The 24,244-nt window shown below is 56.0% G+C and carries 20 protein-coding genes and 1 tRNA gene; 10 read left to right on the top strand and 11 right to left on the bottom strand.

Annotation, left to right across the window (positions count from 1 at the left end):
* The first annotated feature begins 74 nt into the window (after window positions 1–74).
* From K2Q04_RS05690 to K2Q04_RS05680, 3 genes are all read left to right on the top strand, one after another.
* Entirely contained in the window at window positions 75–437 is a 363-nt protein-coding gene (locus K2Q04_RS05690) for a hypothetical protein (protein ID WP_291160477.1), read from the top strand.
* A 595-nt stretch (window positions 438–1,032) separates the two neighbouring features.
* Window positions 1,033–6,336 (top strand): hypothetical protein, encoded by a 5,304-nt coding sequence (locus tag K2Q04_RS05685; RefSeq protein ID WP_291160475.1) that lies wholly within the window; start codon window positions 1,033–1,035, stop codon window positions 6,334–6,336.
* 113 nt (window positions 6,337–6,449) lie between these two features.
* Window positions 6,450–7,619, top strand: coding sequence for a hypothetical protein (locus tag K2Q04_RS05680; RefSeq protein ID WP_291160473.1), 1,170 nt, complete (start codon window positions 6,450–6,452; stop codon window positions 7,617–7,619).
* Between the two features lie 136 nt (window positions 7,620–7,755).
* Here K2Q04_RS05680 and K2Q04_RS05675 read toward each other — a convergent pair whose 3' ends face one another.
* On the bottom strand, window positions 7,756–8,325 hold the full coding sequence (locus K2Q04_RS05675; protein WP_291160471.1) for a hypothetical protein: 570 nt from the start codon (window positions 8,323–8,325) through the stop codon (window positions 7,756–7,758).
* 542 nt (window positions 8,326–8,867) lie between these two features.
* On the opposite strand from K2Q04_RS05675, the gene K2Q04_RS05670 reads away from it, so the two are divergent.
* From K2Q04_RS05670 to K2Q04_RS05660, 3 genes are all read left to right on the top strand, one after another.
* Window positions 8,868–9,947, top strand: a complete 1,080-nt coding sequence (locus K2Q04_RS05670; RefSeq protein ID WP_291160469.1) for a hypothetical protein — start codon at window positions 8,868–8,870, stop codon at window positions 9,945–9,947.
* Between the two features lie 325 nt (window positions 9,948–10,272).
* Window positions 10,273–10,569 carry a hypothetical protein gene (locus K2Q04_RS05665; RefSeq protein ID WP_291160466.1) on the top strand — a complete coding sequence of 99 codons (297 nt, stop codon included), beginning with the start codon at window positions 10,273–10,275 and terminating at the stop codon, window positions 10,567–10,569.
* A 129-nt stretch (window positions 10,570–10,698) separates the two neighbouring features.
* A complete protein-coding gene (locus K2Q04_RS05660; protein WP_291160463.1) occupies window positions 10,699–11,361 on the top strand; it encodes a hypothetical protein in 663 nt (220 codons plus the stop codon).
* A 108-nt stretch (window positions 11,362–11,469) separates the two neighbouring features.
* Here the strand turns inward: K2Q04_RS05660 and K2Q04_RS22180 are convergent, their stop codons facing one another.
* Window positions 11,470–11,685, bottom strand: a complete 216-nt coding sequence (locus tag K2Q04_RS22180; RefSeq protein WP_366935740.1) for a helix-turn-helix transcriptional regulator — start codon at window positions 11,683–11,685, stop codon at window positions 11,470–11,472.
* A gap of 130 nt (window positions 11,686–11,815) precedes the next feature.
* Here K2Q04_RS22180 and K2Q04_RS05655 point away from each other — a divergent pair, with 130 nt between their 5' ends.
* Window positions 11,816–12,871, top strand: a complete 1,056-nt coding sequence (locus K2Q04_RS05655) for a tyrosine-type recombinase/integrase (protein WP_291160460.1) — start codon at window positions 11,816–11,818, stop codon at window positions 12,869–12,871.
* A gap of 41 nt (window positions 12,872–12,912) precedes the next feature.
* On the opposite strand, the gene K2Q04_RS05650 is transcribed toward K2Q04_RS05655, so the two are convergent.
* Complete coding sequence (locus K2Q04_RS05650; RefSeq protein WP_291160458.1) at window positions 12,913–13,809, bottom strand: nucleotide-binding protein; 897 nt, start codon at window positions 13,807–13,809, stop codon at window positions 12,913–12,915.
* Between the two features lie 5 nt (window positions 13,810–13,814).
* Window positions 13,815–14,093, bottom strand: coding sequence for a hypothetical protein (locus K2Q04_RS05645; RefSeq protein ID WP_291160455.1), 279 nt, complete (start codon window positions 14,091–14,093; stop codon window positions 13,815–13,817).
* A gap of 174 nt (window positions 14,094–14,267) precedes the next feature.
* On the opposite strand from K2Q04_RS05645, the gene K2Q04_RS05640 reads away from it, so the two are divergent.
* On the top strand, window positions 14,268–16,094 hold the full coding sequence (locus K2Q04_RS05640; RefSeq protein WP_291160453.1) for a P-loop NTPase fold protein: 1,827 nt from the start codon (window positions 14,268–14,270) through the stop codon (window positions 16,092–16,094).
* Between the two features lie 62 nt (window positions 16,095–16,156).
* Here the strand turns inward: K2Q04_RS05640 and K2Q04_RS05635 are convergent, their stop codons facing one another.
* The 4 genes from K2Q04_RS05635 to K2Q04_RS05620 form a co-directional block, all read right to left on the bottom strand.
* Window positions 16,157–16,654 (bottom strand): hypothetical protein, encoded by a 498-nt coding sequence (locus K2Q04_RS05635; protein ID WP_291160451.1) that lies wholly within the window; start codon window positions 16,652–16,654, stop codon window positions 16,157–16,159.
* 105 nt (window positions 16,655–16,759) lie between these two features.
* A complete protein-coding gene (locus K2Q04_RS05630; protein WP_291160448.1) occupies window positions 16,760–18,253 on the bottom strand; it encodes a phage tail protein in 1,494 nt (497 codons plus the stop codon).
* A gap of 366 nt (window positions 18,254–18,619) precedes the next feature.
* Window positions 18,620–19,651 (bottom strand): hypothetical protein, encoded by a 1,032-nt coding sequence (locus K2Q04_RS05625; RefSeq protein WP_291160446.1) that lies wholly within the window; start codon window positions 19,649–19,651, stop codon window positions 18,620–18,622.
* 153 nt (window positions 19,652–19,804) lie between these two features.
* Window positions 19,805–19,987 carry a hypothetical protein gene (locus K2Q04_RS05620; RefSeq protein ID WP_291160443.1) on the bottom strand — a complete coding sequence of 61 codons (183 nt, stop codon included), beginning with the start codon at window positions 19,985–19,987 and terminating at the stop codon, window positions 19,805–19,807.
* Window positions 19,988–20,216: 229 nt separating this feature from the next.
* Here K2Q04_RS05620 and K2Q04_RS05615 point away from each other — a divergent pair, with 229 nt between their 5' ends.
* The gene (locus tag K2Q04_RS05615; protein WP_291160440.1) at window positions 20,217–20,522 is read left to right on the top strand and encodes a hypothetical protein; all 306 of its coding nucleotides are present in this window, start codon (window positions 20,217–20,219) and stop codon (window positions 20,520–20,522) included.
* Between the two features lie 356 nt (window positions 20,523–20,878).
* Here the strand turns inward: K2Q04_RS05615 and K2Q04_RS05610 are convergent, their stop codons facing one another.
* The 3 genes from K2Q04_RS05610 to K2Q04_RS05600 all read right to left on the bottom strand — a co-directional run bounded on the left by K2Q04_RS05610 (window position 20,879) and on the right by K2Q04_RS05600 (window position 23,319).
* A complete protein-coding gene (locus K2Q04_RS05610) occupies window positions 20,879–21,985 on the bottom strand; it encodes a hypothetical protein (RefSeq protein ID WP_291160437.1) in 1,107 nt (368 codons plus the stop codon).
* Between the two features lie 409 nt (window positions 21,986–22,394).
* Window positions 22,395–22,470 (bottom strand) — tRNA-Ile (locus tag K2Q04_RS05605).
* Between the two features lie 84 nt (window positions 22,471–22,554).
* The gene (locus tag K2Q04_RS05600; protein WP_291160435.1) at window positions 22,555–23,319 is read right to left on the bottom strand and encodes a hypothetical protein; all 765 of its coding nucleotides are present in this window, start codon (window positions 23,317–23,319) and stop codon (window positions 22,555–22,557) included.
* 192 nt (window positions 23,320–23,511) lie between these two features.
* On the opposite strand from K2Q04_RS05600, the gene K2Q04_RS05595 reads away from it, so the two are divergent.
* The gene (locus K2Q04_RS05595) at window positions 23,512–24,240 is read left to right on the top strand and encodes an SIMPL domain-containing protein (protein ID WP_291160432.1); all 729 of its coding nucleotides are present in this window, start codon (window positions 23,512–23,514) and stop codon (window positions 24,238–24,240) included.
* The last annotated feature ends 4 nt before the right edge of the window (window positions 24,241–24,244 follow it).

The raw sequence follows: 24,244 nt of genomic DNA, 5'->3' as shown, positions 1-24,244 counted from the left end.
TTGCGTTCATGTCGGTGACGGAGCTGGTCGTTTTCACGGGAACAGCGCGCAGATTGATCGAGGGAGGCACGAACATGGAATACTATCCAATCGCCGATTTGATGGCGCAAGATCTGACGAGCAGCGACGAGTCGCGAACAAATTCTGTTGTTCCGATTGTGGTCACCCTTCATTCGGCGGGGCGGGGGAAATTCACAGCGATGCTCGATGCTCATCGGTTGGTCGAGCGAGCGTCGTCGAGTGTGATCTTTGCGGCCTGCCGCGCTTTGGTAGCCGCCGGCGTTCCCGATGGACCAGCGCGCTTCCGTCATGCCCAGTCTCCTCACGCAATCGACGCCGAGGTGAAAAGTATCCATGCGGCCTCGAAGCTTGTGGCCTATGACCGCCAGCGTTCGGGATTGCGCATCCAGTTTTGGACTGCCTCGGAGGAGGAATAGCCCGTATTGAGCCGTAGGCGGCTTTTTAGTCCGGTGGCCACCAGCCTACCAGCCGGCATTCAAATGCCCGTCCTAGGTCGAAACCGGGTACAGCAAAGGACATTCTAGTCGAGCAGGGGCTGTTACGAGACTTGCTACAGCAGTCCATAACCCAAGAGTGGATGCAACTCAGATTCCGTGCACTCGCTGCGATCCAACAGCCTTCTTTGTAATCCGAGCATTGTCTGAGATGAGTGGCATCATATGGACGCTTGCGCGGTAGCTCTGCAACCTTATGCGATCAACCTCGATCCAGTGATGGAGCGGTCGCCTCGTCGCCGCTCTTATCGACCCAGCCGCTTTTGAGGCAAAGCAGACATCAAATGGTAGGCAGCGCCCTCGGACTTGGTCGAAAATGACCCCGAAGCGGACATCCGCCATTTCGTGGTTCGAACCCTCTTACGTCATCCGGCTGCGTGATCGGCTTATCGTTGGGGAATGAGGCTTGTGAAGCCTTTGCCCGATTCCAAATGCCACCTAAATAAAGGGCCTGCGCCCTGTATACTGCTCGCGCGCATAAAAAACCTTTTCAAAAAGACATTCCCGGCAGGACGCCTTGAACGACACACTTAATCAGAAACCAGCCTCCACCGAACTGACCGGCGGTGCGGGGTTCACATATGAAGACACGGTTGTCGCCTATTATCTCGCGCATTTGCTCCGGCATGAGCGCGCGGCTGGCCAGCCCGGCATTGTCGCTAGCGTCGCAGTTCAACGGCAAGGTCACGGCCATCCGATGGATGACGTCATCGTCGGGCTGGACGATGCCGGGACAAAAAAAGCGATCGATCTTCAGGTCAAACGCTCCGTCACGATCAGCGGCGCTGACGAGAAATTCAAAGAGATCATCGCGGCGGCTGTGAAGACGCAAGGATGCGAGACCTTTGGCAAGGGAACGGACGCGAGCGGGATTGTCGTTGAGCATGTCACGGATGCGACCTTCCGAAGCCTTTCGCGGCTGATCGGCAAGGCGAAGGCGAGCCCTGACGCCAAGGACTTCGAACAATACTTCGCGCCGACAGGCACGGCAGGAGCCGACGATAAGAAATTACGAGAAGCCCTACGGATTGTAATCAACGCAGCAAATCTGGATGAGGAAGTAAGCTTCTACCGGAACTTTGTAGCGCTCCACCTGGCAGGTTTGGACGAAGGCGGGGCGCTCCGCGCCGAGATCGTCAATCGCCTGCAAGAGCTCATCGCAGATAATGTGGACGGTCAAGACATCCTTCTTTTTGACCGCCTTTGCCGCATCGCGCGCGAAGGCGCAGCAAACGCAACCAAATGGACGCGATCCTCCTTGCTCGCCCAACTGAAAGGTTCTGTGCGTCTCAAAGTGGCACCGAACTTCAGCGACGACATCAATCGGCTGAACACCGCATCGCTCGATGCCCTCAACGATGTTTCCGAATCTGTTGATGATTTTCATGTCGCGCGCGACGGTTTGCAGGCGGAAGTCGCGCAGCAGCTTGAGAGGCATCGCGTTGTTTCCATCGGCGGCCTGCCGGGTTGCGGCAAGTCAGCCGTACTGAAGCACTTTGCAGCCAACGCGGCGAAGTCGGGTCCGATCCTCTTTCTCAAAAACGACCGGTTGCAAGGAACGAGCTGGACGACGTTTGCGACATCGCTCGGTCTGCGCCACACCAACGTGCCCGATCTTCTCGCTGAAATCGGTGCTTCAGGTACGCCCATCCTCTTCATCGATGGCATCGATCGTATCCGGCCAGACCAACAACACATCATCACCGATCTCATCCGCGCCATTGAGGCCGACCCAAGTCTCCAGCACTGGAAGGTACTCGCCAGCTCGCGCGATCAAGGTCTCGAAGCCTACCGGAATTGGTTTCCCCGACCGTTTTATTCCGCGAAGGGTATGGGCAGCGTTTCTGTCAAGGGGTTTTCCGAGGAGGAGGCCGAACTCCTTGCCAAATCTAAGCCTCATCTCCGCCGACTCCTTTTCAGCCCCAGCCGCGCGGTGGAGCAGATCGCCCGGCGTCCGTTTTTTGCAGCGGTTCTGGCCAAAGCCCTTCCGCAGGACGCCGAGCCGAAAACCGAAGCTGATTTGATCAACGCGTGGTGGCTGCGTGCCGGACACGACGCGATGGCTGAAACGGTGCCGCAACGTCAGCGCGCGCTTATCGATCTTGCTGAAAAAGGCGTGCGTAATCTCGGCAAGGAAATCTTAGTCCGCGCTCTCGAACCGGAGACCGTCGCGCAACTGGCAGCGCTTCAGGCGGATCACATTGTGCGTCTTGAGCGCGCAGGCGCGATGGTGTCATTCACGCACGATATATTCTTTGAATGGGTTTTCTTCCGCCTGCTCATCGAGCTTGGCGACAAATGGCCTTCGGCGCTTACCGCCGCAGGCGAGCCGCCATTGCTTGGTCGCGTGGTGGGTTTGCTGGCTCAAGACGCGCTTACCGAAACGGGTCGATGGACCGCCGGTTTATCCCAGCTTGATAGCTCTTCGTTGCGTGCCCAATGGCGGCGCGAATGGCTCACGGCACCGCCGTTTACGAACGCCTTCGAGAAGGCCATCGAGGAGTTCACACAACGTGTGGAGGCCGACGACTTTGCCTTGTGCGAAAAGCTGTTGGTGTGGTTTCAGGCGCAGCACACCGTGCCAAGTCCCATCATTTTGCAACGGGGCATCAAGATCGAAGGCATGAACACTATGAGCATGGCCGATCTCATGGGATGGCCTTCGGACGGGGAAGCATGGGGACGCTTCATTGATTGGATCATCGCGCGACACCAGACGCTCCCGGCGCGTCTCGTTCCGCAGGCGCTCGAAGTCTTCGGCGTTTGGCAGAACATTCTCTCTGATTTTAAGAACAAGCGCTCGAAGGAGATTCTGGCCACGTGCAGTGCGTGGCTGATCGATCTCGAAGCCGAGATTTATGCCGAGGTCTATTCGCGCCCTTGCGGCAAATGGGACGTACTCGGCAGCGAAGCGCAGAAGAGCCTCGCAATAGGACTGCGTAGCATCATCCTCCGCTCCGCCCGTGGCTATCCCGAGTTCGCCGTCGCTCTTTTCGAGCGTGCTGCTGGCGACGAGCGCATGCTGCGGTCCGCATTCGACGATCTCGTGGGCTTTACGCCGATCATGGCGGAAGTCGAACCGGAGGCGGTTGAAAAGGTCGCTGCGGCCAAACTCCTGCAGGAGTTGCCGCAAGATGAGTATGACCGCCGACGTCGCGAAGAAGAAGAGCAGGCCAAGTGGCGCGAAAAGCTTAGAGCAATTCCCGAAGAGAAACGCACGCATCAGCAAAACATGGCGTTGTCGTCGATCAACTTCCCGACAAGCATGTCAGATTTCGATTTGGATAATATCGGCCTCGAAGCCCACAATCATTATTTCTACCCTTCGTCAGCGCTCCACGAACCCTTCGCCAGTCTGCTAACGAAGAGTTCCGCGGTAGGACTTCGCCTCATCAAGAAGCTTACGAACCATGCGACCACCGGCTGGCATCAAATCCATAGATTCCACCGCCGCGAACGCGGCACGCCGATCCCTGTCGTGCTTGATTTCCCGTGGGGGCGGCAGGAGTTCTGGGGAGATTGGCACGTCTTCGGCTGGGGTCTTGGAATGCTTGGCTCGGAGCTTCTCCAGTGCGCCTATCTTTCGCTCGCCTATTGGGCGTTCAAGGAGATCGAGAAAGGCCGCTCCGCCAGCGACGTAATCAAGCAAATCCTTGAAGGCAGTGAGTGTTACGCATCGCTGGGTCTTTGCTTGCGCCTCGCCATCGAAACGTTCGAGGTCTCGGAAACCACACTGCCCATCGTCACGTGCCAGCGCCTTTGGGAGCATGACATGGCGCGCCTTCTCCAAGAGCCGCAGAAGGACATCGACCTATTCGGGCTCGGGTTCCTCACGAAATTGACAGGCGAGAAGGCCAAGGCGAAGGCGTTTCTCGAAAGCCGTGAATATCGCAAACACGATGTGCGCGAACTCGCGAAGCATTTTGCCATCAGCGGTGACATGAGCCTGCGGGATCGTTTCAAGAAGGCGCTTGAGGCTTTCCCGGAAAACCTCCCCTACATCGTCGAAGAAGAACGCGAAGACGCCCAGGGTACCCAGGAGTTGAAGGAGAAGGCCGAACTCTGGTCTGGTCTCGGCAATATCGAAAATTATCGACGGTACGATATGGAAGGCGATCAAGTCGCCATAGGCTATGAGCCGCCGAAACCGCTGCCCGAAGCCACACAAGAGAAAGCCGCCAAGGCCACTGAATCATTGGGCCAAAACCGTGTGCTCAATTGGGCAATCAAATCCTTGAATGAGGGGAAGCCTGTCGAGGGATGGACGTTAGAAAAGGCTATCGACTACGCTAAGAAGCACGACCGTAGCGACCTGTTCGATGAGCGCGCCGATGTTGGGCCCCACGCGATCCAAAGCGGCGTCTCCGCTATCGCCGCGTGCGTTATCCGATTTTCTGACATCGATTCATCGGATCGGCCATGGGCATGGACCGCGGTGGAGCGCGTTGTGAAAATGCGCGAGCCCAAAGATTTCCATGGGTCAAAGATTCCATGGCATCCTGCCTTCCATGTTATTTCCGCGCTATTCCACGACTGCAAGAGCGGCGCGCCCCGTTCAGAATCGTCAGTCAGCCTGATGCAGCTCGCGAGCCATCCGAACGAGGATGTGCAGCTCATGGCTTTCCAAGCCCTCTATTTTGGCCCAGACCCGCATGTGAAGTGGGTGGCCGCGCACTTCGCGTTCGACCTTGCGCACTACATTGATCCGATCCGCAATGAAAAGACCTTCGAGCGTGACGACACGGCAGATCGTGAGGCACGCAGGGCAGTTCTCGCGAAGGCATTGCACGCCCTTGGCGTCGAAGCCGAGGAGGAGTTTACGCCTTTGCCGCCTGCTTGGGTGAAGGCATCGAAGCCGAACAGACGGGAGGGGGAATATTGGACCAACCCGAAGCGCTCGTTTGACGGTCAATATGCCGCCAAGCTCTTCACCCACTTTCCGCTTGAGGAGTGGTGCCGGTCAGATGTTTACCGCCCGAAGATTGAACCACTCCTTGTTGACCTCTCGCGATGGACCGCCGAGCGGTTGATGCCTTCGTGGGACGATAAGAAACGCCCGGACAAACAAACGAATCTTTTCCAATGGGACCACACGTTGGGCACCATGTTTGCCCGCGTCTTACCGTTTTTCGAACTGCAATGGGTTCAAGAACACTTGATCAAACCGTTCTCGCCGGACAACGAGGGAGCATTGCGCGTACTCGCAGAGTTCGCGGACAGCGTCGTAAGTCGTCATATCTTCGATGCAAAAGATATCCCGGCCAATGCGCTGCCGATTCTGGACGACTGCGTGCAACGAGTGATCGACGACAGAACATTCTCGCCAAACGGATATCGTGCGGGCGAAGTGCACGGCCACGATCTGCCGAGCATCATCAGGGCACTTCTGTTTGTGAACGTCGAAGCTGAATGTCCGGGCGCCGCGCGGTTCGTCAATGGCGATTGGGGCAGCATCGCAATCATCATGCCTCACGTGACGAAGCTGATGAAAGCAACCGGCTGGTCGACCTTCGTCATGCAAAACTTCCTGACCTTGTGCGAGCGGACCGGCGCGTCCTACCCGATTGATGCGTTTATCGAACAAGCCACGGCGGCGTTGGATTCAATCGAATACGCAAAGGGAAGTTGGATTGGGACGTCTTTGCCCGCACGGCTTGCTGCCATCATCCAGTGCCTGGCAGAGGCGAATTACCCCCTTGAAGTAGCTCGCGCGCGGGGATTGTTGAGGATCCTCGACGCCCTGATCGACCTTGGAGACCGGCGCAGCGCGGCGCTCGAACAGGACGAGGCGTTTCGTCGGGTACAAGGCTTAGTTGCTTGATTGGGGCTTTTCTCGGCGCCACCTAACCTTCGGTATCGACAGGCACGCGAACCGGGAACGAGCGCCGCACATATAAATTGTGCCCGAGCGCAGCGACAAACCAGCGGTAGCTGATGAAAATTATCTTTCGCTTCCCACTTACACGTCCGATCGAGTTGGATGACCACTGGGCATTCGCTGCCCTTGGCGGAGAGTTCTCCGTTGAGGTCGAGGATAAGCTCGCAAAGGCATTCCTAGTGTCCATCGCGGGGGAGCCGCTGACGAGCGCACCGCTTGTGGAGGAGCTTTCCGAAGGACCGGCAAAGCTAAGCATCACTGACCGCTGCATGCATAAAGCCTCCGTCCACTCCAAAATGAAGCGCACCCTTTCCTATCTGAAGTGCATGTTCGATGTGGAACTCGACATAGAGACCGTGGATATCCGCTACATCGCCGAAAGCGATGAGGAGAAAGACAAAATTGATCTGCTCTCGATGGGCGTTAGAAGGCAACCACGCCCCCTTACGCTAACTTACGACTTTATCACTCGTGCGGTGCTCGCAGCCGACCTCACATCAGGCGACCCGGATTTCACGGCAACACTAACCGATTTTGCGCGGCGAGAGTTGCTCGACCGGCGATACATCGACTCGTTCCGGTATTCGTTCATGCTATTTGAATCGCTTTACGGAGGCGGAAAGTTCAAGAGCGAGGCTCTCAAGGGTGCACTTAGTGAAAACGAGGTATTTTTAGGCGCGATCGAGATGGTGATCCAAAAGGGAAAGGCGGATCGGTTAGTTTCTGAACCTGAGCGCGCATTCTTGGCGACGTTCAACACCCCAAAATCCTTGATCGGCGAATTGGTGGAAAAACGCGGCCACTACTTTCACGGTAATCTGAAGAAGCCAAGCGCTTGGCATCCAGACCGGCAGGAGGAGGCCGAAGCACTCGCCTTGGTCGCAATGATGATCACCGAGAAAATCGCGTTCACGTTTGCCGAACCATTATGGGATGACTCCGTGGTGCGTGCACACCAGCAACGCGCATTTGAGGCAGGAGCAAAGTACGTGGTTCACGTGACATTCACCTACAGAAATCGCGGCGAGGGCTTCGACCGAAAAGGCCAATTCCGCATGAACTATCCCGCAACGAAAGCGACGCCGACGCTGGCCATGCGAGCAGTAAAGGACTTTCTTATGACGTTTGAAAACGACGCCCCACTTGGCGCTGTGAAAGAGGTCTCGGCGCGGGGAGTCGATGGTACGCTCATCTTCACAATGTCCTTGCATGTGCCGGACAAGTAGTAGTTAGCCACTCGTTTCAGGAATGACCGCTCTTGGCCCTACGCGTCATTTCGCAGCCGTGCGTAAACCGCGTCGCTTTAGTGGCAGAGCAGACTGCTCCTATACGTCACGTTGCCACGCTTATGAAATGCGCGGCCTAGAACAATAGCAGTGCCGTGGACAGCCGTTCTTCAAATTTAGACTGCAGATCGTGTTTGATGCTGTCGAGAAAATCGAAGCTGCCTTTTTTCAGTCTCTTCGATTTTTTGGGAGGGCTCTTGAATATGTTGAACGTGATTTTCTTTTCGTCGCGAATGTCCGCAAAGATAATGTGATCTTCGCGCTCCAGCGTGAGTGACAGCACATTTCCATCGAGATGACGGCTGAAACCCAGCGAGATTACTCTGGCTTCAGCCCAAGAAATCTTCTCGGCTGCTCTACAAGTGCCGAACCAGGAACGAGATCCTTCATCCACAAGTTCCGGCGGACTGAATGGGTGGACTTTATACAGTGTTTCCGTCGTTCGCCGCGCCGCAAGCACACGCGCTTTGTCTGCATCTTCGGCTTGCTGAGCGGTTCTCTCGGCCTCTCCAAATTCGCGCTCGACATATTTTCTGCCGAGCCGGAATGCAGCCTCGGAAACATCGCAATGGTGCGCGTTGCCGAAGCCGGTCAAGTGGTGAATCAAGCCTCTCGGAATAGCAAAGCCTTCGGCATACGGACCCATCGTCGATCTTCCACAAAGAGGGCAATCGGCGCGTCGCGTTCCAAAGGACTCTGTTATCGCGTTCTCAGGAACTCTATTGGCAATTTTCTCTGCGGCCAGCTCTTTCCACCTCCAAAAATCGCGGGTCGACTGACACTCGTAAAACGATTCAAGAATCTCTTGGTATTCGATCGGCACGAGGCGGATGATAGTTCTGCGCGCCGAGTCTAGCTCCTCCTCTAGTTTTCGAATCTTATCTTCGAGGGGATCGAATGCTGATGTCGAATGAGACCGAGTACGCATGGTGATACCCTGAAGTAGCGCCTCAATATTGGTGCTGGTTCATTCCATAATAGTTTCGCGGCGTCATTACGTCCGGAAACGAAACAGCAATTCGATGCGCGTTGGTCGAGATAGGTGAGAAGCGCACCTGGTAACCGGACGATGACAGAGCGAGAGTCGGCGCGAAAAGCGAACTCCCAAAAGACTAATCCGCCGCCGGGGTTGTTTTGGGATGTAGCTTCGCCTTAGAAATCAGCATGCCAAGTTTTGGGGGGAAGGCGATGGCCAAGGCAGCGCCTAAGAAGCATTATCACATAGAATTCGCGACTCGCCACGCGAAAAACAGCATCCGCAGCTTGAGAGCATTTTCGGCGCTGTCTCGCGCAGAGAGTTTGGTCGAAGATATAAATTCGTTCATTGCGCTCAAGAAAGAGTGTGAAGAGAAAGGAATAGCTTTTGGCCGCTTCATCTACACCTATGAGATAATCAACTATTACGCGGTCGGTTTCATCACCTGCTTGGAGTGGCATGTGCGTTCCCGCGTCGTGGATCTGTTGACGTACGACCCTTCACGCATAACCAAAGACGATGTGAAGGCGGCGCGCGAAGAGGCTTTAAGCCAAATGATGATGGAGGAAGTCACCGTGCCTCTATTGGTTGGCGCGTCCATCCGGGTGGCCAACACCGCCGCTTACGTCCGGGAACTCCAAAGAGTGTTCGACGGCCTCAATATCAAAGCCACCGCGGAAAAGGTATTACGCGATTGCGAATTTCATGAATCTCGGTGGGGCCAAAGGATCAAAAAGTCACTGCACGACATTATCGACGAGCTTTTTGAGATAAGGCACACCCTTGTGCATGAAATCGGCTGGGGCGTCATCGGTCACTTCTCGGTGCGTGACTTGTGGGAGTTAGAGCGGCCTAAGCAGTTTGGTGCGGCGGTCATCAAGTGCATCCAACTCCTGGAAGCGGAAATCACGAAACACGCGTCACAGGATTTCCCGAACCGGCTCGACGCCTCGTTCGTCCCGGAAGACGACCTTGGCAAGCTGCAGTCTCAGATTGCCGCCTTGGAGAAGAAGCTCGAAGCGCATTACGCCAAGGTTTCCCATTTGGCCGATCCGAAGCACTCTCCGGTGGCTATTTGGAAGGATGCAGAGGTTGCCAATGCCGCTGCTATCAAGGCTGACCTGGACGTGATTGATCACTCTGTCTTTCTGCGCCCCGTGAGGCATCTCGACTATCGGCCTGAGATGGAGATGGACCTACTCAGAAGTCGGTTTCGCTATTTGACGGCACTGGCAGATGCGTCGGATTGGTATGAATTCGACTCCACAGGGGACGAAGAGAAGAAGTCGTGATTCAATTCAGATGTGCTGACCTCTGCCCGATCGTTCTAGTTGGCGAGAGCAAAGTTCGTAAGTCGTGCCGACAGCACTGCCATTCCGCTTCGTGTCCTTAACTCGCCATCTAACGGCGGCTTCGGCTTCTCAGTCATGTGGAATGCAGCTCACTTGCAGGGATTAGCTCCCTGTTTTGGGTTGAAACGATAATGTGCGCCGGTTTCCCTTTGCACCATTATTAGACTCCGCAAAAATGTATGCCGCTAGCGAGATCTGCACTTGCCAGTTTCGCAAAGCTGGGGAGGATGCGCTTCAGGCATTAGGGAGCAAAGGAGAGCAGCGGGTGGAGCAGAATTCCTATGCGCGCAAGAAATTCTGGGAGGCGTTGAACATCCTAGTCGGCGACGGACCGTTGAGAAAGCGATTTGGATTCGTCTACGGAATGCTGCTCATTTTAAATGTAGAAAAGGATTTCCCGGAAGATCTAAGGGAGCGCTTCACGAAGCTGATTGGTCAAATGGATGAGCGGAAGGTCGGAGGTCAGAACGGACCTATTGAGATCAACGTCGATCCGCCCCTGTCTGACGAACTCGCCGAAGAAGTTCTTGCAATCTATACGAACCTGAGGGGCGGCATTTAGTACTCCAAGCTAGCGACACGCGCCGAATGGCGGAGACACGACTATTGCAAATTACTTATTCTATGTATTCCGGCTTCGGCTTTGCCGCGGGCTGTTCGTCAATGCCGATTGCTCTTTGAGGCTGAAGGATTGAATGTGCAGGATATTTTCCAGCATCCAAGCATCACAGACTGGCTGCAAGCAATAGGATCTATAGGGACATTGCTAGTCGCGATGCTCGCATTTTACCGCTGGCGGCAACCAGATGATGCGAGGCGTCAAGCAGACTTTGCTCAAAAGCTTCTGCGCGAAGTACAGGAAGTCGAAGAGCTGCTTTTTCGTCGGCGCCAATTGTTCATCATGCAGGAGGGATCACGTTCTGAGATGGTGGACAAGTATGGTGCATTCTTCGATGACTTCGAGGGATTTGACACCGAAATTAAAGCGGCGAGGGATAATCTTCAAAGACAGCTGGAAGAGGCGCGAATATTGTGCGGAGATGCCGCCGCATCGATGATGGATCGGCTTGCGAAGCGGTGTCGCGAACGTCTAAGTGCTAATTTCACGATGCGTAACCTAGAGAGTTTCGTGGAGAAGCCAGAGAAGGATCCGTATCCCCCGCACATTCCTCCGTGGCCAATGGAAGAGCTGGTCGAGTCTGGCAACGTGCTCGGAGCGATAGTTCTGAAGCAAGGCCAACGCGGTCGTGAATTCGAGAAAGACCGGTGGGCTGATACTGTTAAAGCCGAAGGTCGTGAACTGCGGCAAGCCCTGGCAAAGTTGATCGTGAACGCGTCCGCTAGGCATAGATGAATGCAATTTCATGATTCACACTGCGAAGGTCGGCTCATGGCGTCAGAGAGGGGGGCTTCGAACGACGCGTCCAGAAAACCCCGGCGCCTTGCGTGGAACTGCAAGATGTCAGCTGCACACCATGTTGCAAAAGAGCTGACACAACCTTCTGCTAAGTTGAGAGTTGGCGCCATGCGTCAAGCGCTCGGAAATCGTGATCGTCCCTGCAGACTCTATCCGCCCGATTGTCCGCTCAGTGACGCCAGCCGCCGTAGCCAGCTCTGTGATCGTCAAGCCGGCCAGTGCTCGTGCCGCTGTGATCTGGCGTCCGTGCCACTTATCCATAGGAGCGAGGTAGCAGATTCCGCCGAAGACGGATGTCGTCATTGTCGGGGACGAAAAAGTCCCTAAATAGGTTCCGACAAGGGATGGTTATCGGGACCTATCTCGTTTTGTGGCGCCGGGGAGGCGCGCCATGGCGATGACAGACATCATTCCGCGCATTGATCTTCTGTCGAAGGACGCCCTCGACTTCCTGAAAGCATCGCTCGCTCCGAACACGCTTCGCGCCTATGCCGCTCAAATCAAAGCTTGGGAGGCATATTGCGCAGGGCAGGGCGCCGCTCCCTATCCTGCAACCCCCGTGGCGGTGGCGAACTGGGTCGCCGAACGCGCGAACAGCGGACGACGCGGAGGTAGGCGAGCAGGGGACGGTGAAACCGGCCAGGCGATCGCAACGGTCCGCACGGCGATCCCCGCTATCCGTGCTGCCCATGTTGCGAAGGGGCTGAGCTTCGATACCCATCACCCCGCTCTCCGCGGCGTGCTTCAAGGCATCAAGCGAGAGAAGGCCGAGTTGCCCAGTCAGTCCGCTGCGCTTCAGACGCGCCAGCTCCTCGACATCATCGAAGGCCTAGGTGACGATCTAGTCTCAGTCCGAGATGCTGCTCTGTTGGCGCTGGGCTTCGCGGCAGCGCGCCGGCGGAGTGAGCTTGTCGGTCTTGATCTAGATTGGCTGGCTGAGGGAAGCGGTATCCTCGTTCGGAACGCGAAGGATTTCCGGATAGTGCTCGTGCGCGGCAAGACTGTGACCGATGATGATGATCCCATCATCGTCAATCGCGAGGACAACAGGGAAGCGGCAAAGGCGATTGATCGCTGGCTCGATAGTGCTCGGATCGAGCCCGGCAAACCCGTGTTCCGGTCAATCAGGAAAGGTGACCGGCTGCAGCCAGAACGCCTATCGCCTGACTATGTGGCGCGAATCGTGAAGGCACGCGTGGCGGAGCACCTTGTCAAAAGTGGTGTGCCGGAAAAGCTCGCTCAGTCTGAGGGCGCGCGATATGCAGCACATTCCTTGCGCCACGGCTTTGCAACAAGCGCCGCGGAGGCGGGCGCATCCACGTTGGAGATCGCCAGCGTGACCGGGCACCGATCGCAGGCCATTCTTGCGCGCTATGTCAGGCAGGCCGATAAGAACAATCTGCGACCTGGCCGACGACGTGGGGTGGGACTGCGACTGGAGGGTTGACCAGTGTTTAGGACAAAAAATTCCAGACTAATTTGGCCGTTCTAGGCGGCCTTGTTGAGATCAAGCTCGTAGCCCGCGGCTCTTAGCTCCCGACCAAGCCGTAACTTCCAGCCGCCCGCCGTATCCATATCTATCCAAATCACGCCAGCAAAATCCGTCGGTACGTCCACGCGGCCACGCATCAACACACACACGCGTTCACGCTGCAAATGAGCCATAAAATACCCGAGTTCTAGCAAAACGTTTTGCCGCGCTCGCGGTGCCAGAGTTTCGCCCTTGGCGCAACCTTCATCGTCGGGGGTCAAGATCACTACCGCAAATCCAACATCTCGATTTGCCTCGATCTTTTCAATGATCGTGCGGCTCTGGCTCGCGCGTTCCTGGAGGATGACAGTTTCAAATTCACTGTGCTCCAAAAAACGCGCCACTTCCCACAACGCTTGGTGGTCGTGGCCGTGGACGATGAACACCTTACGCGGTGCAGGTGTTCTCATCACCGCTGTAATTCTTCCCTGACGTACGACATAGCTGCGGTAGTCCCGAACAAAGGGAATGATCAATTGCGACACGACTGCGCGCACGTCACCCATAATCTTACGGCCCGTGTAATAGTACGTGTGCCCGAAGTCCTGAATCCATTCCGGAGAGTCCGCAAACCGCTCAACGAGCAGCAGCGTCAAGCCAAGTACCTTTTTAGGCTCATCGGGCCATGCTAGGCGCGCACTTCCAATCATGCCCCCCTGTGTAGCAAAACTTTCGTTCAGAAATCCGTCGAGATCGAGCCCGTCGGTCAGACTTTGATTGATGTTGGCCAAAGCCTCATGCCGCAGCAACGTACCCAACCGTCGTAACGGACGTTCATAGGACTGAAATTCTGCCGTTTGCAGATCCAAAACGGCGTTATTAATTTGGTCAAAGAGTTCGGGGTCGTCTGACATTTTCCTCACTCGGGATTCAATCGCGCCGCTGCAGCTTGGTCCAAAATTCCTTGGCGATAGGTCTCTTTGAGATCCTCAACGATTTGCGTGATAAGCGCGTTGTTGGAATGCGGGCCCACGCGTTCATCGATTATGCGTTCGAGATCGGATATCGCCTTTTCGATACTTGAGGGATCATGAGGGTCGAAACTCACAGTTCCGAGTTCGCCATCGAGTCCCTCGATAGCTTTCCCAGCATCCCCAAACATCCGACCCAGTTCAGCAAAATCCTCGATCCCGCTCATTTTCATCCCTCCACGGCATTAGCGCCTGCATAAGCACCTGACCGATCGAATCGATTCGCACTGACGGTACACGAAAGCGAATCACCAATTCAAAAGGGATATTTTTGTCGGATCCTCTTGACCGGCTCAAACACGTAGCGAATTCCTATTCGAAGGATCTTGTAAGGCTGCTGCATGAGCAACGGACATATATTCGAATATCTCGACTACTATCTGGGCCTTTCGCACCCACCCCACTATGCGGTGATGGTCAATGGTCCATGGGGCATTGGCAAATCATTTAACGTCAAAAATCATCTGCAGAAGCTGAAGGCAAACGGCAAAAAAATTGCCTACGTCAGTCTGTATGGCGCCAAATCAACCGACGATATCGCGTTCTCTTTGCTCGCCGCGCTCGCCCCGGTCAAAGATAACAAATACGCCAAACTAGGTACCCAGCTTGCAAAGGCCATCTATCGACGTATCGGAAGCGGAACAGCCGCCGATGCAACCTCTTGGCTACCTGACAACTTCTGCGACTTAATAGTTTTTGATGACCTCGAACGGGCCGTCCTACCGCCGGACGAAGTCCTCGCCTTCATCAATACGTTTGTCGAGCATGAAGGGCGTCGAGTCCTCATTATTGCCAACGAAGTCGAGATCCTCGAAAAGGAAAAATACCTTCGTGTCCGTGAGAAAGTCATAGGGATTACCTTCTCGCTGATTGAAGATGTGCCTCCGGCTCTTATGCATTTTATTGCAAACATAGGCGACGAGGGCGCTAGAGATTTCCTTACTCAAAATTTCAACTCGATCCTGGACATCTTTGCTCAGTCCGAAACGCACAGCCTGCGTGTTCTCGACCAATCCCTTCGATGCTGGGAGCGGGTTTATAAAATTATCGCCGCGGATCTCAGGGCAAAACGACCCGGGATGGAACAGGCATTCAAACTGTTTCTCGCGCTCGCCCTAGAAGTCAATGCCGGAAGATTGCAACGGGAACACCTAACGTCGCGCGTCGACACTATCGTTGCAGGCAGTATGATCAAACAAAAAGATCCCGCGCAGAAAGGCACGCCACTTTCGATAGCCCAAGACCGTTATCCCCGGATCTATCTTCACGATTCCATCCTAAGCGACGAAGTGCTCATCCAAACGCTTTGTGATGGAAAAATCGAACCCGCAACTACTAATGCCTCGCTGTCTATAGACGAGGCATTTGTTGCGCCGGATGAGGAACCGAATTGGCGTAAAGTTTGGCACGGATTCTTGCGCGAGACATCTGAGTTTGAGAATGCATTCGCCAGATTGGAGTCAGAGTTTCAGCATAGGGTATTTGATGATCCAGGCGTCATCTTGCACGTTCTCGGGCTGAGAAACTGGGGGGCACGGATCGGAGAACTTAAAAAGAGCGAGGCTGAGGTCCTAGATGAGGGGAAGGCCTATATTGATGATCTCCGGAAAGAAGGACGGCTTCGCCGATGGTCATTTCGCGATTATCGTCACGGCGCATTCGGCCTCGGCTTCCAAGATACCGACCGGGCCGGCTTTACGACGGTCTACGACTACTTTTTTGAGCAGTCCGGTCTAGCTTATAGGGAGACGTGGCCGGCGCTGGGCAAGAGCCTACTTGAGGCGATGTCGGAGGACGCAGAGCTATTCCGGGGCCGCGTATGCTGGTCTGGCAGTCACACAAAGCCAGATTGTGCCGATGATCCCGTACTGACGGCGATTACACCTAAGACGTTTGTCAATACACTGCTGGATGCGTCGCCTGCAGCCCAGCGAACAATTCTGGAGGGTTTGCAGGAGCGGTATCAAACTGGACGGCTCTCGGAGTCACTGGCTGAAGAGAAGCCATGGCTTGTCGAGATGCACCACGAACTACAAGGTCGTATCCCGGCCCTTGCACCCATTCGACGATATTCATTGAGCGCCGACACGAAAAGATTGCTCGGACCGGCGCTTGAGCAGGCCAAGATTGACGATGAAACCGGCGAGCTTATTGCTGAAGGCGATTGATCGGATGCAGCCGTGGACTGACTGAGCCATGGCAAGTCAGCAGATAGTCCGGGACAAACAACCTAAGCAACCATCGGTTTCGTCGACATCAGCTCGTCGAGTGAGAAGCGCTCGCACGGATCAAGGTCCAAGATATGGATGCGCTTCGTCTCATCGAAGCCGACGACTTCCTTATTGTAAATTATCGCGTGGCTCGGCAGCGTCACGCGGCCATCAAGGAAATCGCGTCCAAGCTGTGAGATGCGCCACATGCCATCCGATGGATTCCGGTGCGCCAGTCCGAAGTAGGTGAGGGCTGGGTAATCGCGTGCCTTGCAAATCGCTACCATCTCGCGAGGCGAGAGATAAAGGCTGTCTGCGAGCGCTCGAAGGGCTTTGAGCCAAGGTGCCCGAAACTTCCGTGCGTACAACTTCGCATCCTGGGCGCAGACGGGACAGCAACTCGGTTTGCCTGTCTCTAGATTGGCGCGAAGGATTTGACGAGCATCCGCCAGCGTCCGCGTCGGGTTCGTCGATGGAAGCTTGATGCGGTCTCCGAGACCGGAATACTCCACTGACACAACTCTACTCCTGAAACCTGCTGGCGCTTCGCAGCGTATTCGACCAATTGCCGACGACACCTAGAGGCAGGCCCTGGGGGATGGGTGAAAACATCCTTGACCTCCTTAGAGCACGCGCAGAAGCATCGGGAGCACGATTGCCGGCGGCAGCTTGTTGATCGCCGTCTGCTCAACGCCTCCGTTCATGCTCTCGGTCGCGCCACTGACGCTGTGCGCGTGGTTGCCGGCCAAGTTAGTCAACTTGCTGGCGGGCGTTCTCGTGCCGGCGTCACCCGAAGACGTGTAAAAGCCCCCTGGCGTAGCGGCGTTAGAACCGGTCTTTGCGGAATCCGGCTCCATCAAGTGCTGGTGATCGCCGGATGCGCTGGTCGAGCCGCTGAGGGCGAGCTGCACGTTCGGAAGGTTTGAGCGAGCGAGAGCGACCGTCTCCGCACCGCCAACGCCGCCGACAGTCGTGCCGGCGATCGTCGTGAGGCGTCCAGCGGCAGCACCGCCCATGTTGTCGAGGCCGAAGATCGTGCGGCCACGAAGATCCGGAGCGTTGAACGTGCTGGCTCCATCGCCAGCTCCGAATGCTGTGCCGATGAGATTGTAGAGTTCTGCATACGTCGTTCGCGAAAGAGCCTGACCGAATGGCAGGATGAAGTTGCTGTTCGGAACGGCGGTCGAGCAGAACGGCAGGAAGCCGCCGATCGGGATCTGATAGGGGTTCTGGAAAAAGCCCGAGAAAATCCATTCCTGCGTCGCGGCGACGTAGATCACGCGATACGGTGTGCCAGCGATGCCGACGCCGGCGGAGAGTGATTTCCCGGTGAAGCCGCGAATGGGCTTTGCCGCGCTTCCATCGACAGAGAGCGTGCAATCCTTGTTGTTCGTGGCATGAAGACGAATAGACAGCGCCATATTGTCGAATGGCGTAATGTTGTTGCCGGTAGTGACGGTGAAGGCTGACGCCGTGCCGCCGGTAGTGAAGATCGCGTCCTGGAGGCCGGTCGCGTCGTCGACGTACTTCTTCGTTGTAAGGTGTGCGTCTGCCGTCGGCGTGATGCCAGAAACGACGGCAGTGAATGAGCGCGAGCCATCCCTCTTGATGAGCGTCGCCTCTTCAGCGCTGGCGCGATTAATCTCGGACTGAAGCGACGATTGAAGGGCATAATTCGTCGAGGTGATGGCACCGGTTGCCATATCCACATATGGGCCGGCATGGGTAATCGAATTGTCCTCGGCAACTCGGAGAATTCCGACTGAACCCTGCGCGGGACATTCCTTTGGGCTTCCGGTCGGGCTTTTGATCGAGATAGCCTTGCCGCCTGTCGTCTTGTTGACGAGGACGTAGCGCTTGTTGCGTGCAGGAACGACGATCACAACGTCCGCAGTAAGGGCGCCAGAAACAATGATGGTCGACTGGCGCGATTGATTGTCGACATACTGCGTATCCGACAGAATGATTGTGCCGCCGGTCGTGGTGATCGTAGTCACGCCCGCGATCGACTTGTCGATCTGCGTCAGCAGGCGTTGCATGACATCGGCCCATTGACCGCGGTAATCGCCAGCCGCTGGGATTTCGAGTTGAAGCGAAGGCGAAGGCGTCGAGGCCATGCGTCACCCGGTTGGAGAAAGTTGATCAGGGTGACGACAAAATCGGCGTAGGTGCCGAGGCTCAGACCAAGTCAAAGTTCGGCCTATAAAATCCAACAATATTATTCGGAATAAGTGTCAATCAGTCAGTGCCACGTCTTCTCGTCTGATGGCGTGAGGCCGTCGGCGAAGGGCATGGCGAAAAAGGGACCGCTATCGCGCACGTACGGCGTAACGACAGTCGAGTCTTGGTAACGCATCGATTGATCGAGGCCGCATGCTGGGTGTTTCTTGCCAGTTTGCCCTTCATCCCAAAATTGATGCCTCAAATTATAGAGGCGGGACGGCACGCTTTGAATTTGGCGCACTGACGTTTCCTCAAGGTGACTAGATATCTCCCAGGTGCACAGTTACTGCCATCCGGCGCGCTTGCCTCTGTTCCTCTTTGGCATGGAGCACGTGATCCCGCTCGGCATCTTCTTTGGCCTCTTCGCGGCGTAGGTGCTCTTGCTGGCAGGCTAGTGCTTCCTGCCATCCTGGAAGCGGGCATCTCATGGCTGCATCGTATACGGAGCGCCTTTCGTTAATGCGCTCGATATGGCTTCTCCGAATAAACTCAAGTTGTCGCCCGCCCAATCCCGGCACTTGGAATGTGACGATCTTTTCAGGCTCAGGAAATTCAAAGGCACTGACACCCTGTCGAAAGATTTCCGAACACGAGATCAAATCAGGAAATGTTTCGCGAATCCTTTCTTCGGCACGCATTTCAGCCTGCAGATACCTGTCCACGATCGGGTCATCGTAGTCCCGGACGAGCACCTTCGAAACATTCAATCGGTAATCCCATTTCCAAATGGCGCACTCTGCGCTCTCGCACAGAACGTTGTCCTCAAGGAATTCCTTGCGGCTATCGACTTGCTGAGCCACATTGCGGTGAAGTGAAAGCTGCGATCTGAGCGTATTTTCCAGGGCTGCGCCCCGCTCGTCCGCAATAGTAAGGCGCCGTCTCCCGGCCTTAATCAAAGGCCAACTCCCAAGCAATCCCAGCGCCGCTAGCAATTGAAACAGTTGAACGCCCTTCTTCGGCCACGGACGTCCCTCGGGCGCCACAGCGTTGTTGGAGACACTTGTTCCCAGCTCATTATTGGATCGGTCAACGTCGTTAGTTTTTTCGTTTCGCGGTAGAGCATGTTGCGCTGTCTGGACAGGCTCGTGTCGATTGAAGATCATCTCATAGAGGCCAAGCGAGAACCAAATAGCGCCCAAAATTAACAGTGCTCGCCCAGTAAGCGCGAAATGACCGCGGCTCTGTCTCAACTTTGTAGATGTCGAAGAAATCCAAGCATGATCGCCGATCCTCTCGAATGGATGAGAGGTTGCGTAATCAAGCGCGAGTGAGGCGATTTCGGGATTGAGCACGGGACTAGAAATCGTCTCCTCCTCGCACTTGTTGGCGGATGAGTGAAACTCCCTACAACTCAGACTGACTCATTAGCACGACGCGAAGATAATCGCGCATCTGCGGACCGCGCGCTCCACAACAATGATGTGATCTGATTGGATCAAAGGACGCTATTTTTGGCCTCTCTTGCCTGAAGCCGGCCAAAGACCTCGCTTTTCGAGTCCTTCTTCGAGGAGAATTTCGGCCTGTGTGGCCGTCGAGCGGCGTTCGGCATCCGCAAGCTGATCGAGCACAGCCTTCAGCTTAGGCGTCACCCGAATTGCGAGCATTGCGGTTTTTGTCTCTTTAGCCATGCGCATCCCGTCAAGTATAAATGGACAGACCCCTCTTGTAAGAAATTTGCTTACCATTGACAACGCTCATTGACAAATGAGAGTAAAATGCTTACATATGCTTTCAATAAAAATCAAACAATCGCAACTTTGATCCGACCCTCACCGGAATAGAGCAATGGAGGTTTATATGGATACGGCAGTTTCGATCCCATCTCGACGCCAGGCAACTCACGTGAACGCTAACTCAATGAGATCCGCTACCGAGACACCAATTCTGCGTTTGCTACGCGCCTGGGAAGCCATCAACGCGGAGGCGCATGAGTATGCCGTGGATGACAGCCTTGATATTGATGCCGCGGACAAGCTGCTGGATCGGCTCTTCTATGGCCGAGCCGAAGCGATCAAGAACGAGCTGATGACGCTGCCTTGTACCTGTGCCGCGGACTTTGCAGCGAAGCTCATTGTCGACACGATCAAAGGCTCATCCATCCAGGAATGGGAAACTGGAGAAATCTGGACCGAGGCGCGGCGCCTGACGGGTATTTCGCGATAATCCGAACTCCTTGCATTTGGTGTGGAGGGGGGCGAGATGGTCGCCTGCCCGGGATCTGAAGCAGGAGTGACCCAGCGCATGCACTGGCCACGGATGCGCTGGGTACGCTTTCTCTAGACCGTGTGGGCGATTGCTTGGTAGCGCCAATACATTTGGCAAGCCGAGATCGAACCCATGCGATGCAGAGCGGATGATGGAAACGCCCTACCGGGTTGCTATTCGACACTCGCGCTAGGTAGCGGTTGCAGAAGTTGGGTTGCAAAATGCCTAAGCATCTGGTGGCGCGTTCACTTCCGAGATTTTGTGAGACTGACAATCCACGATCTGCAACCGATCGTCGTCGAGTTCTGAAACCGCTACGCTGACAGAAGTTGCCGGCGACCGTCCTCCTCAGATGCAGCCTGGGTTGCGCGCCACAGTGTCGATTTGTGGAGATCCGGAAACTGGGCTCGCATCTCGGGGATATTCGGCGACCGCCCGTGACGCTCGCGAAACTTGCGAACGAAATCGAGTACGTTCGGATCGCGCCTGCGCCCGCGTTTTCCGGTTGAAGGTGTTCTGGCCGTCTGGCGCGAGGGAGCCGGCGGTGCTGGAGATTTCGGCTTGATGGACGTATCGGCAACCTTGGCGGGTTGCGGCACTCCCGTAGGTGCGGGTGAACTGGCGCCGACAGTGGGGCGCAAGTACCAGACGGCAGATGGCACAAATGCGCCGAGAAGTTCGAGCGAGATCGCGAAGAACACTGCGCGAGCAAAGCCGACACTCTCGGTGCGCCATCCAAAGACGTCAGAGATCGTGGTCAACTCGGGGCTAGCGATCTTGGCCACATCAGGCGGTGGAGTTGTCAGCTTCCGTCTGATCTCGTCGATGCGCACCCTGAGGCCGCCGGCCTCGCTCGCATTGGCCAGCGCCGCTTGCTTTAGCGCCGCCTTCTCGCAGAAGCGCTGGGTAGATGGGAATATATGGACCGGGTTGCACGCCGCTGTCGTTCGCCAACGGGCATCGGCCTTAACGCTATCAATCTCGGCCTCCACCGCCGCCACGGGAGGTGGCGAACCCAGTTCGACAATGCGGTTCTCAGCAGCGGCCAGCTCATTGCGCAAATCAGCTTCGATCCGTGATGCGTTCGTAGCCTTTGCGTCATTCGCGGCTCGCTCGATCGCGGTGATCGACGTCAAGGACCAGAGTGAAAGGCCAAGCAACATCGCAAAGACGACGCTAAGCGTTCGCGCCGTTGCGCTGTGCGATCGGGCCCACAGCGCTACGATAATCGCGGGCAGGCCAATCTTCACAACATCGGCGATTGCGAGTGCGGCGCCGGTCAACCAGGGCTGTGGCTCTGAGCCTGCGAGGATGAGCCCATAGCGATAGGCGTAGATGACGCTGGTGCTTGACGCAGTGACAGCGATAGCCATCGCAAGCAGCCAGCCAATGATTGTGAGAACAAGACGAAGCTTCGGCACAAGATGCGTCCCTGATGATTGACGACAGTGCCAAGCACCTTCGGCAGGAACGCAACGACGAAAGGCCGAGATGGCTAGGCTTTGATGAGGGACTCGTATTCGGAAGGATGGTCAAGCTGGTGCTCAAGCCAAATTCACCGAGCAGAAAAAATTGCTCGCACGAAGTGCGTCTTCGCAGAGATTCCAGGCAACTAATTCTGTGAGGTCAGCAATTCACGCATTGATGAGTCACGCGAATAAAACTAGCCGACGAAATGCAATCACTGTGCAGATGGGCTCTGCTTCTGTGGTTCGGGCAAACTCAAGGCGCTGATCTAGGTCAGCGCCTTTTTTGCCAGGGTATGGACCCAGAATGGACCCAGCGAAGCCGCCGAGGGTCCGGGAGATTCCTATAAGTTATTGATTTTATTGGTGGGCCCGCCAGGACTCGAACCTGGAACCAGACGGTTATGAGCCGTCAGCTCTAACCATTGAGCTACGGGCCCGCGCGCGTTTCTCTTAACAGATGTTCGCAGAAGGGCCAGTCCCGGTTGACGATTCTGCGTTGGCATTCTGTCGCCGACACATCTTTACTGAATTTTCTGCCCCGCACGGCGCTTGCCATAGAGTTCATCATAGGTTTTGCCGGTCGCCAAACGGTAAGCCGCGTTGCGGCCCGCGCGGAAATATTTCTGCGCGCCCCGGCGGAGCGCCCAGGCGGGACGCGTCGGATCGCGAATGCTATCGTGCACGATGACGGCGTCGGGATGAGCATCGTGCAGTTCTATGCCTGCAAGCCTGATCGGCAGCGTTCCGACAGAGTAAATCTCGGGACTATCCGACATCGCATGGATCAGCATGAATTCGGCTGATTGGCCGGGGCCCGCGCTGCGACACGTGCCCTCCCATCCGGCGATGAAGGCGTCGGCCCCGGGTGTCGGGCGTAGGAGCAAGACGCGAGTCGTCGGCTTCAGCGCACGCTGCGTTCCTTTTGCAGTGCCCTTCGTTCGCATGACGACGTCGCCGCGCGTGTTGAGTATCCCGCTGATATCACCGCGGACCCGGCAATCGACATCCATGAAAATGAGATTTTCATTTGGATAGTCGCGACGGGCGTGAGCGAGGACCGTCGGCTTCTGGCGGGTCTGCGAGTACCAGTCGCCTTCGACGATCGGACGCGCGTAAAGGTGATGCGAGATTCGGTGCTCGGCGAGGTTTTGTGCAAAGGCTCGTGCGGCCGGCTCGTAGTTCGGGGTGAAAAATCCGACGACGAGAAAGTCCGTTGCGAAAAAATGACGAATGTCGGAATCGTCGGCCATGTTTGCGGCGCGCTCGCGAAGATGCGTTTCAGTCATTCCTTGGTCTCAGTGCCTTCGGGAGTTCATGCTGCCTGGCGCGGATGCTATATCAGGAGAACCGAGGGTCGCAAGACAACCCAAGAGCGCATACTGGCGCTAAATGCCGTGCGTTCAGCTGAAATACAGGATTTTGCCCTCATTTGCCCGCGAACCGCTTATAGCGACCTGGGAAAAGGTGAGGAGACCAACATGCCAATAGCTCTGCGTTCTCGATTTCTCGTTTCGGCGCTCTCGGGCGCCGTCGCGACGGGGTTCCTCATGACACAGGCGACAGGATTGCAGGCCCAGCAGATGCCCATCGAACGCTCTATCACGGTCTCGGCAACCGGCACCGCAGAGGCCGAACCCGATAGCGCGCGTATCACCTCAGGCGTCACGACGGAAGCCAAGACCGCACGTGAAGCTTTGACCGGAAATAGCGAGACGATGAGCAAAGTCATCGCGGAGCTCAAAGCGAAAGGGATCGATCCGAAGGACATTCAGACCGCAGCTTTTAACGTCGAGCCGGTAATGGATTATTCCAAGGACGGACAACCGCCGCAGCTCAGGGGATATCGCGTTACCAATCAGGTGGTCGTGTACGTTCGCGCCCTCGATAAACTGGGCGAGGTCCTGGATGAGATCGTAAGCGCAGGCGCCAATCAAATTCAGGGATTGTCGTTCGTGGTTTCCAAAGAGGATACGCTGAAGGACGATGCCCGCAAGGAAGCCATCGCGAATGCTTTGCGGCGCGCCAAGCTTCTAGCCGGTGCTGCCGGCGCCGAAGTCGGCAACGTCTTGCAGATATCGGAAGAAACGCAGGCAAGCGGCCCCGTGACCTATGCCCCGCGGTTGGCGAAGGCCGAGATGTCCGTTCCGATCGAAGCCGGAACGAGCACGCTCGAAGCCCGCGTGACGGTCACCTGGGCGCTGAAATAGCGCC

Source organism: Hyphomicrobium sp. (genome assembly GCF_019753045.1).
Taxonomy (GTDB): Bacteria; Pseudomonadota; Alphaproteobacteria; order Rhizobiales; family Hyphomicrobiaceae; genus Hyphomicrobium_B.
The sequence above is the reverse complement of the archived record's forward strand: the minus strand, read 5'-3'. Positions and strand labels throughout refer to the sequence as shown.

Excerpts from the sequence above, each read along its gene's own strand:
- K2Q04_RS05690 (WP_291160477.1), top strand. The coding sequence starts at position 75 with ATGGAATACTATCCAATCGCCGATTTGATGGCGCAAGATCTGACGAGC.
- K2Q04_RS05680 (WP_291160473.1), top strand. The coding sequence starts at position 6,450 with ATGAAAATTATCTTTCGCTTCCCACTTACACGTCCGATCGAGTTGGAT.
- K2Q04_RS05675 (WP_291160471.1), bottom strand. The coding sequence starts at position 8,325 with ATGGGTCCGTATGCCGAAGGCTTTGCTATTCCGAGAGGCTTGATTCAC.
- K2Q04_RS05670 (WP_291160469.1), top strand. The coding sequence starts at position 8,868 with ATGGCCAAGGCAGCGCCTAAGAAGCATTATCACATAGAATTCGCGACT.
- K2Q04_RS22180 (WP_366935740.1), bottom strand. The coding sequence starts at position 11,685 with ATGGATAAGTGGCACGGACGCCAGATCACAGCGGCACGAGCACTGGCC.
- K2Q04_RS05655 (WP_291160460.1), top strand. The coding sequence starts at position 11,816 with ATGGCGATGACAGACATCATTCCGCGCATTGATCTTCTGTCGAAGGAC.
- K2Q04_RS05650 (WP_291160458.1), bottom strand. The coding sequence starts at position 13,809 with ATGTCAGACGACCCCGAACTCTTTGACCAAATTAATAACGCCGTTTTG.
- K2Q04_RS05645 (WP_291160455.1), bottom strand. The coding sequence starts at position 14,093 with ATGAGCGGGATCGAGGATTTTGCTGAACTGGGTCGGATGTTTGGGGAT.
- K2Q04_RS05640 (WP_291160453.1), top strand. The coding sequence starts at position 14,268 with ATGAGCAACGGACATATATTCGAATATCTCGACTACTATCTGGGCCTT.
- K2Q04_RS05630 (WP_291160448.1), bottom strand. The coding sequence starts at position 18,253 with ATGGCCTCGACGCCTTCGCCTTCGCTTCAACTCGAAATCCCAGCGGCT.
- K2Q04_RS05620 (WP_291160443.1), bottom strand. The coding sequence starts at position 19,987 with ATGGCTAAAGAGACAAAAACCGCAATGCTCGCAATTCGGGTGACGCCT.
- K2Q04_RS05615 (WP_291160440.1), top strand. The coding sequence starts at position 20,217 with ATGAGATCCGCTACCGAGACACCAATTCTGCGTTTGCTACGCGCCTGG.
- K2Q04_RS05600 (WP_291160435.1), bottom strand. The coding sequence starts at position 23,319 with ATGACTGAAACGCATCTTCGCGAGCGCGCCGCAAACATGGCCGACGAT.
- K2Q04_RS05595 (WP_291160432.1), top strand. The coding sequence starts at position 23,512 with ATGCCAATAGCTCTGCGTTCTCGATTTCTCGTTTCGGCGCTCTCGGGC.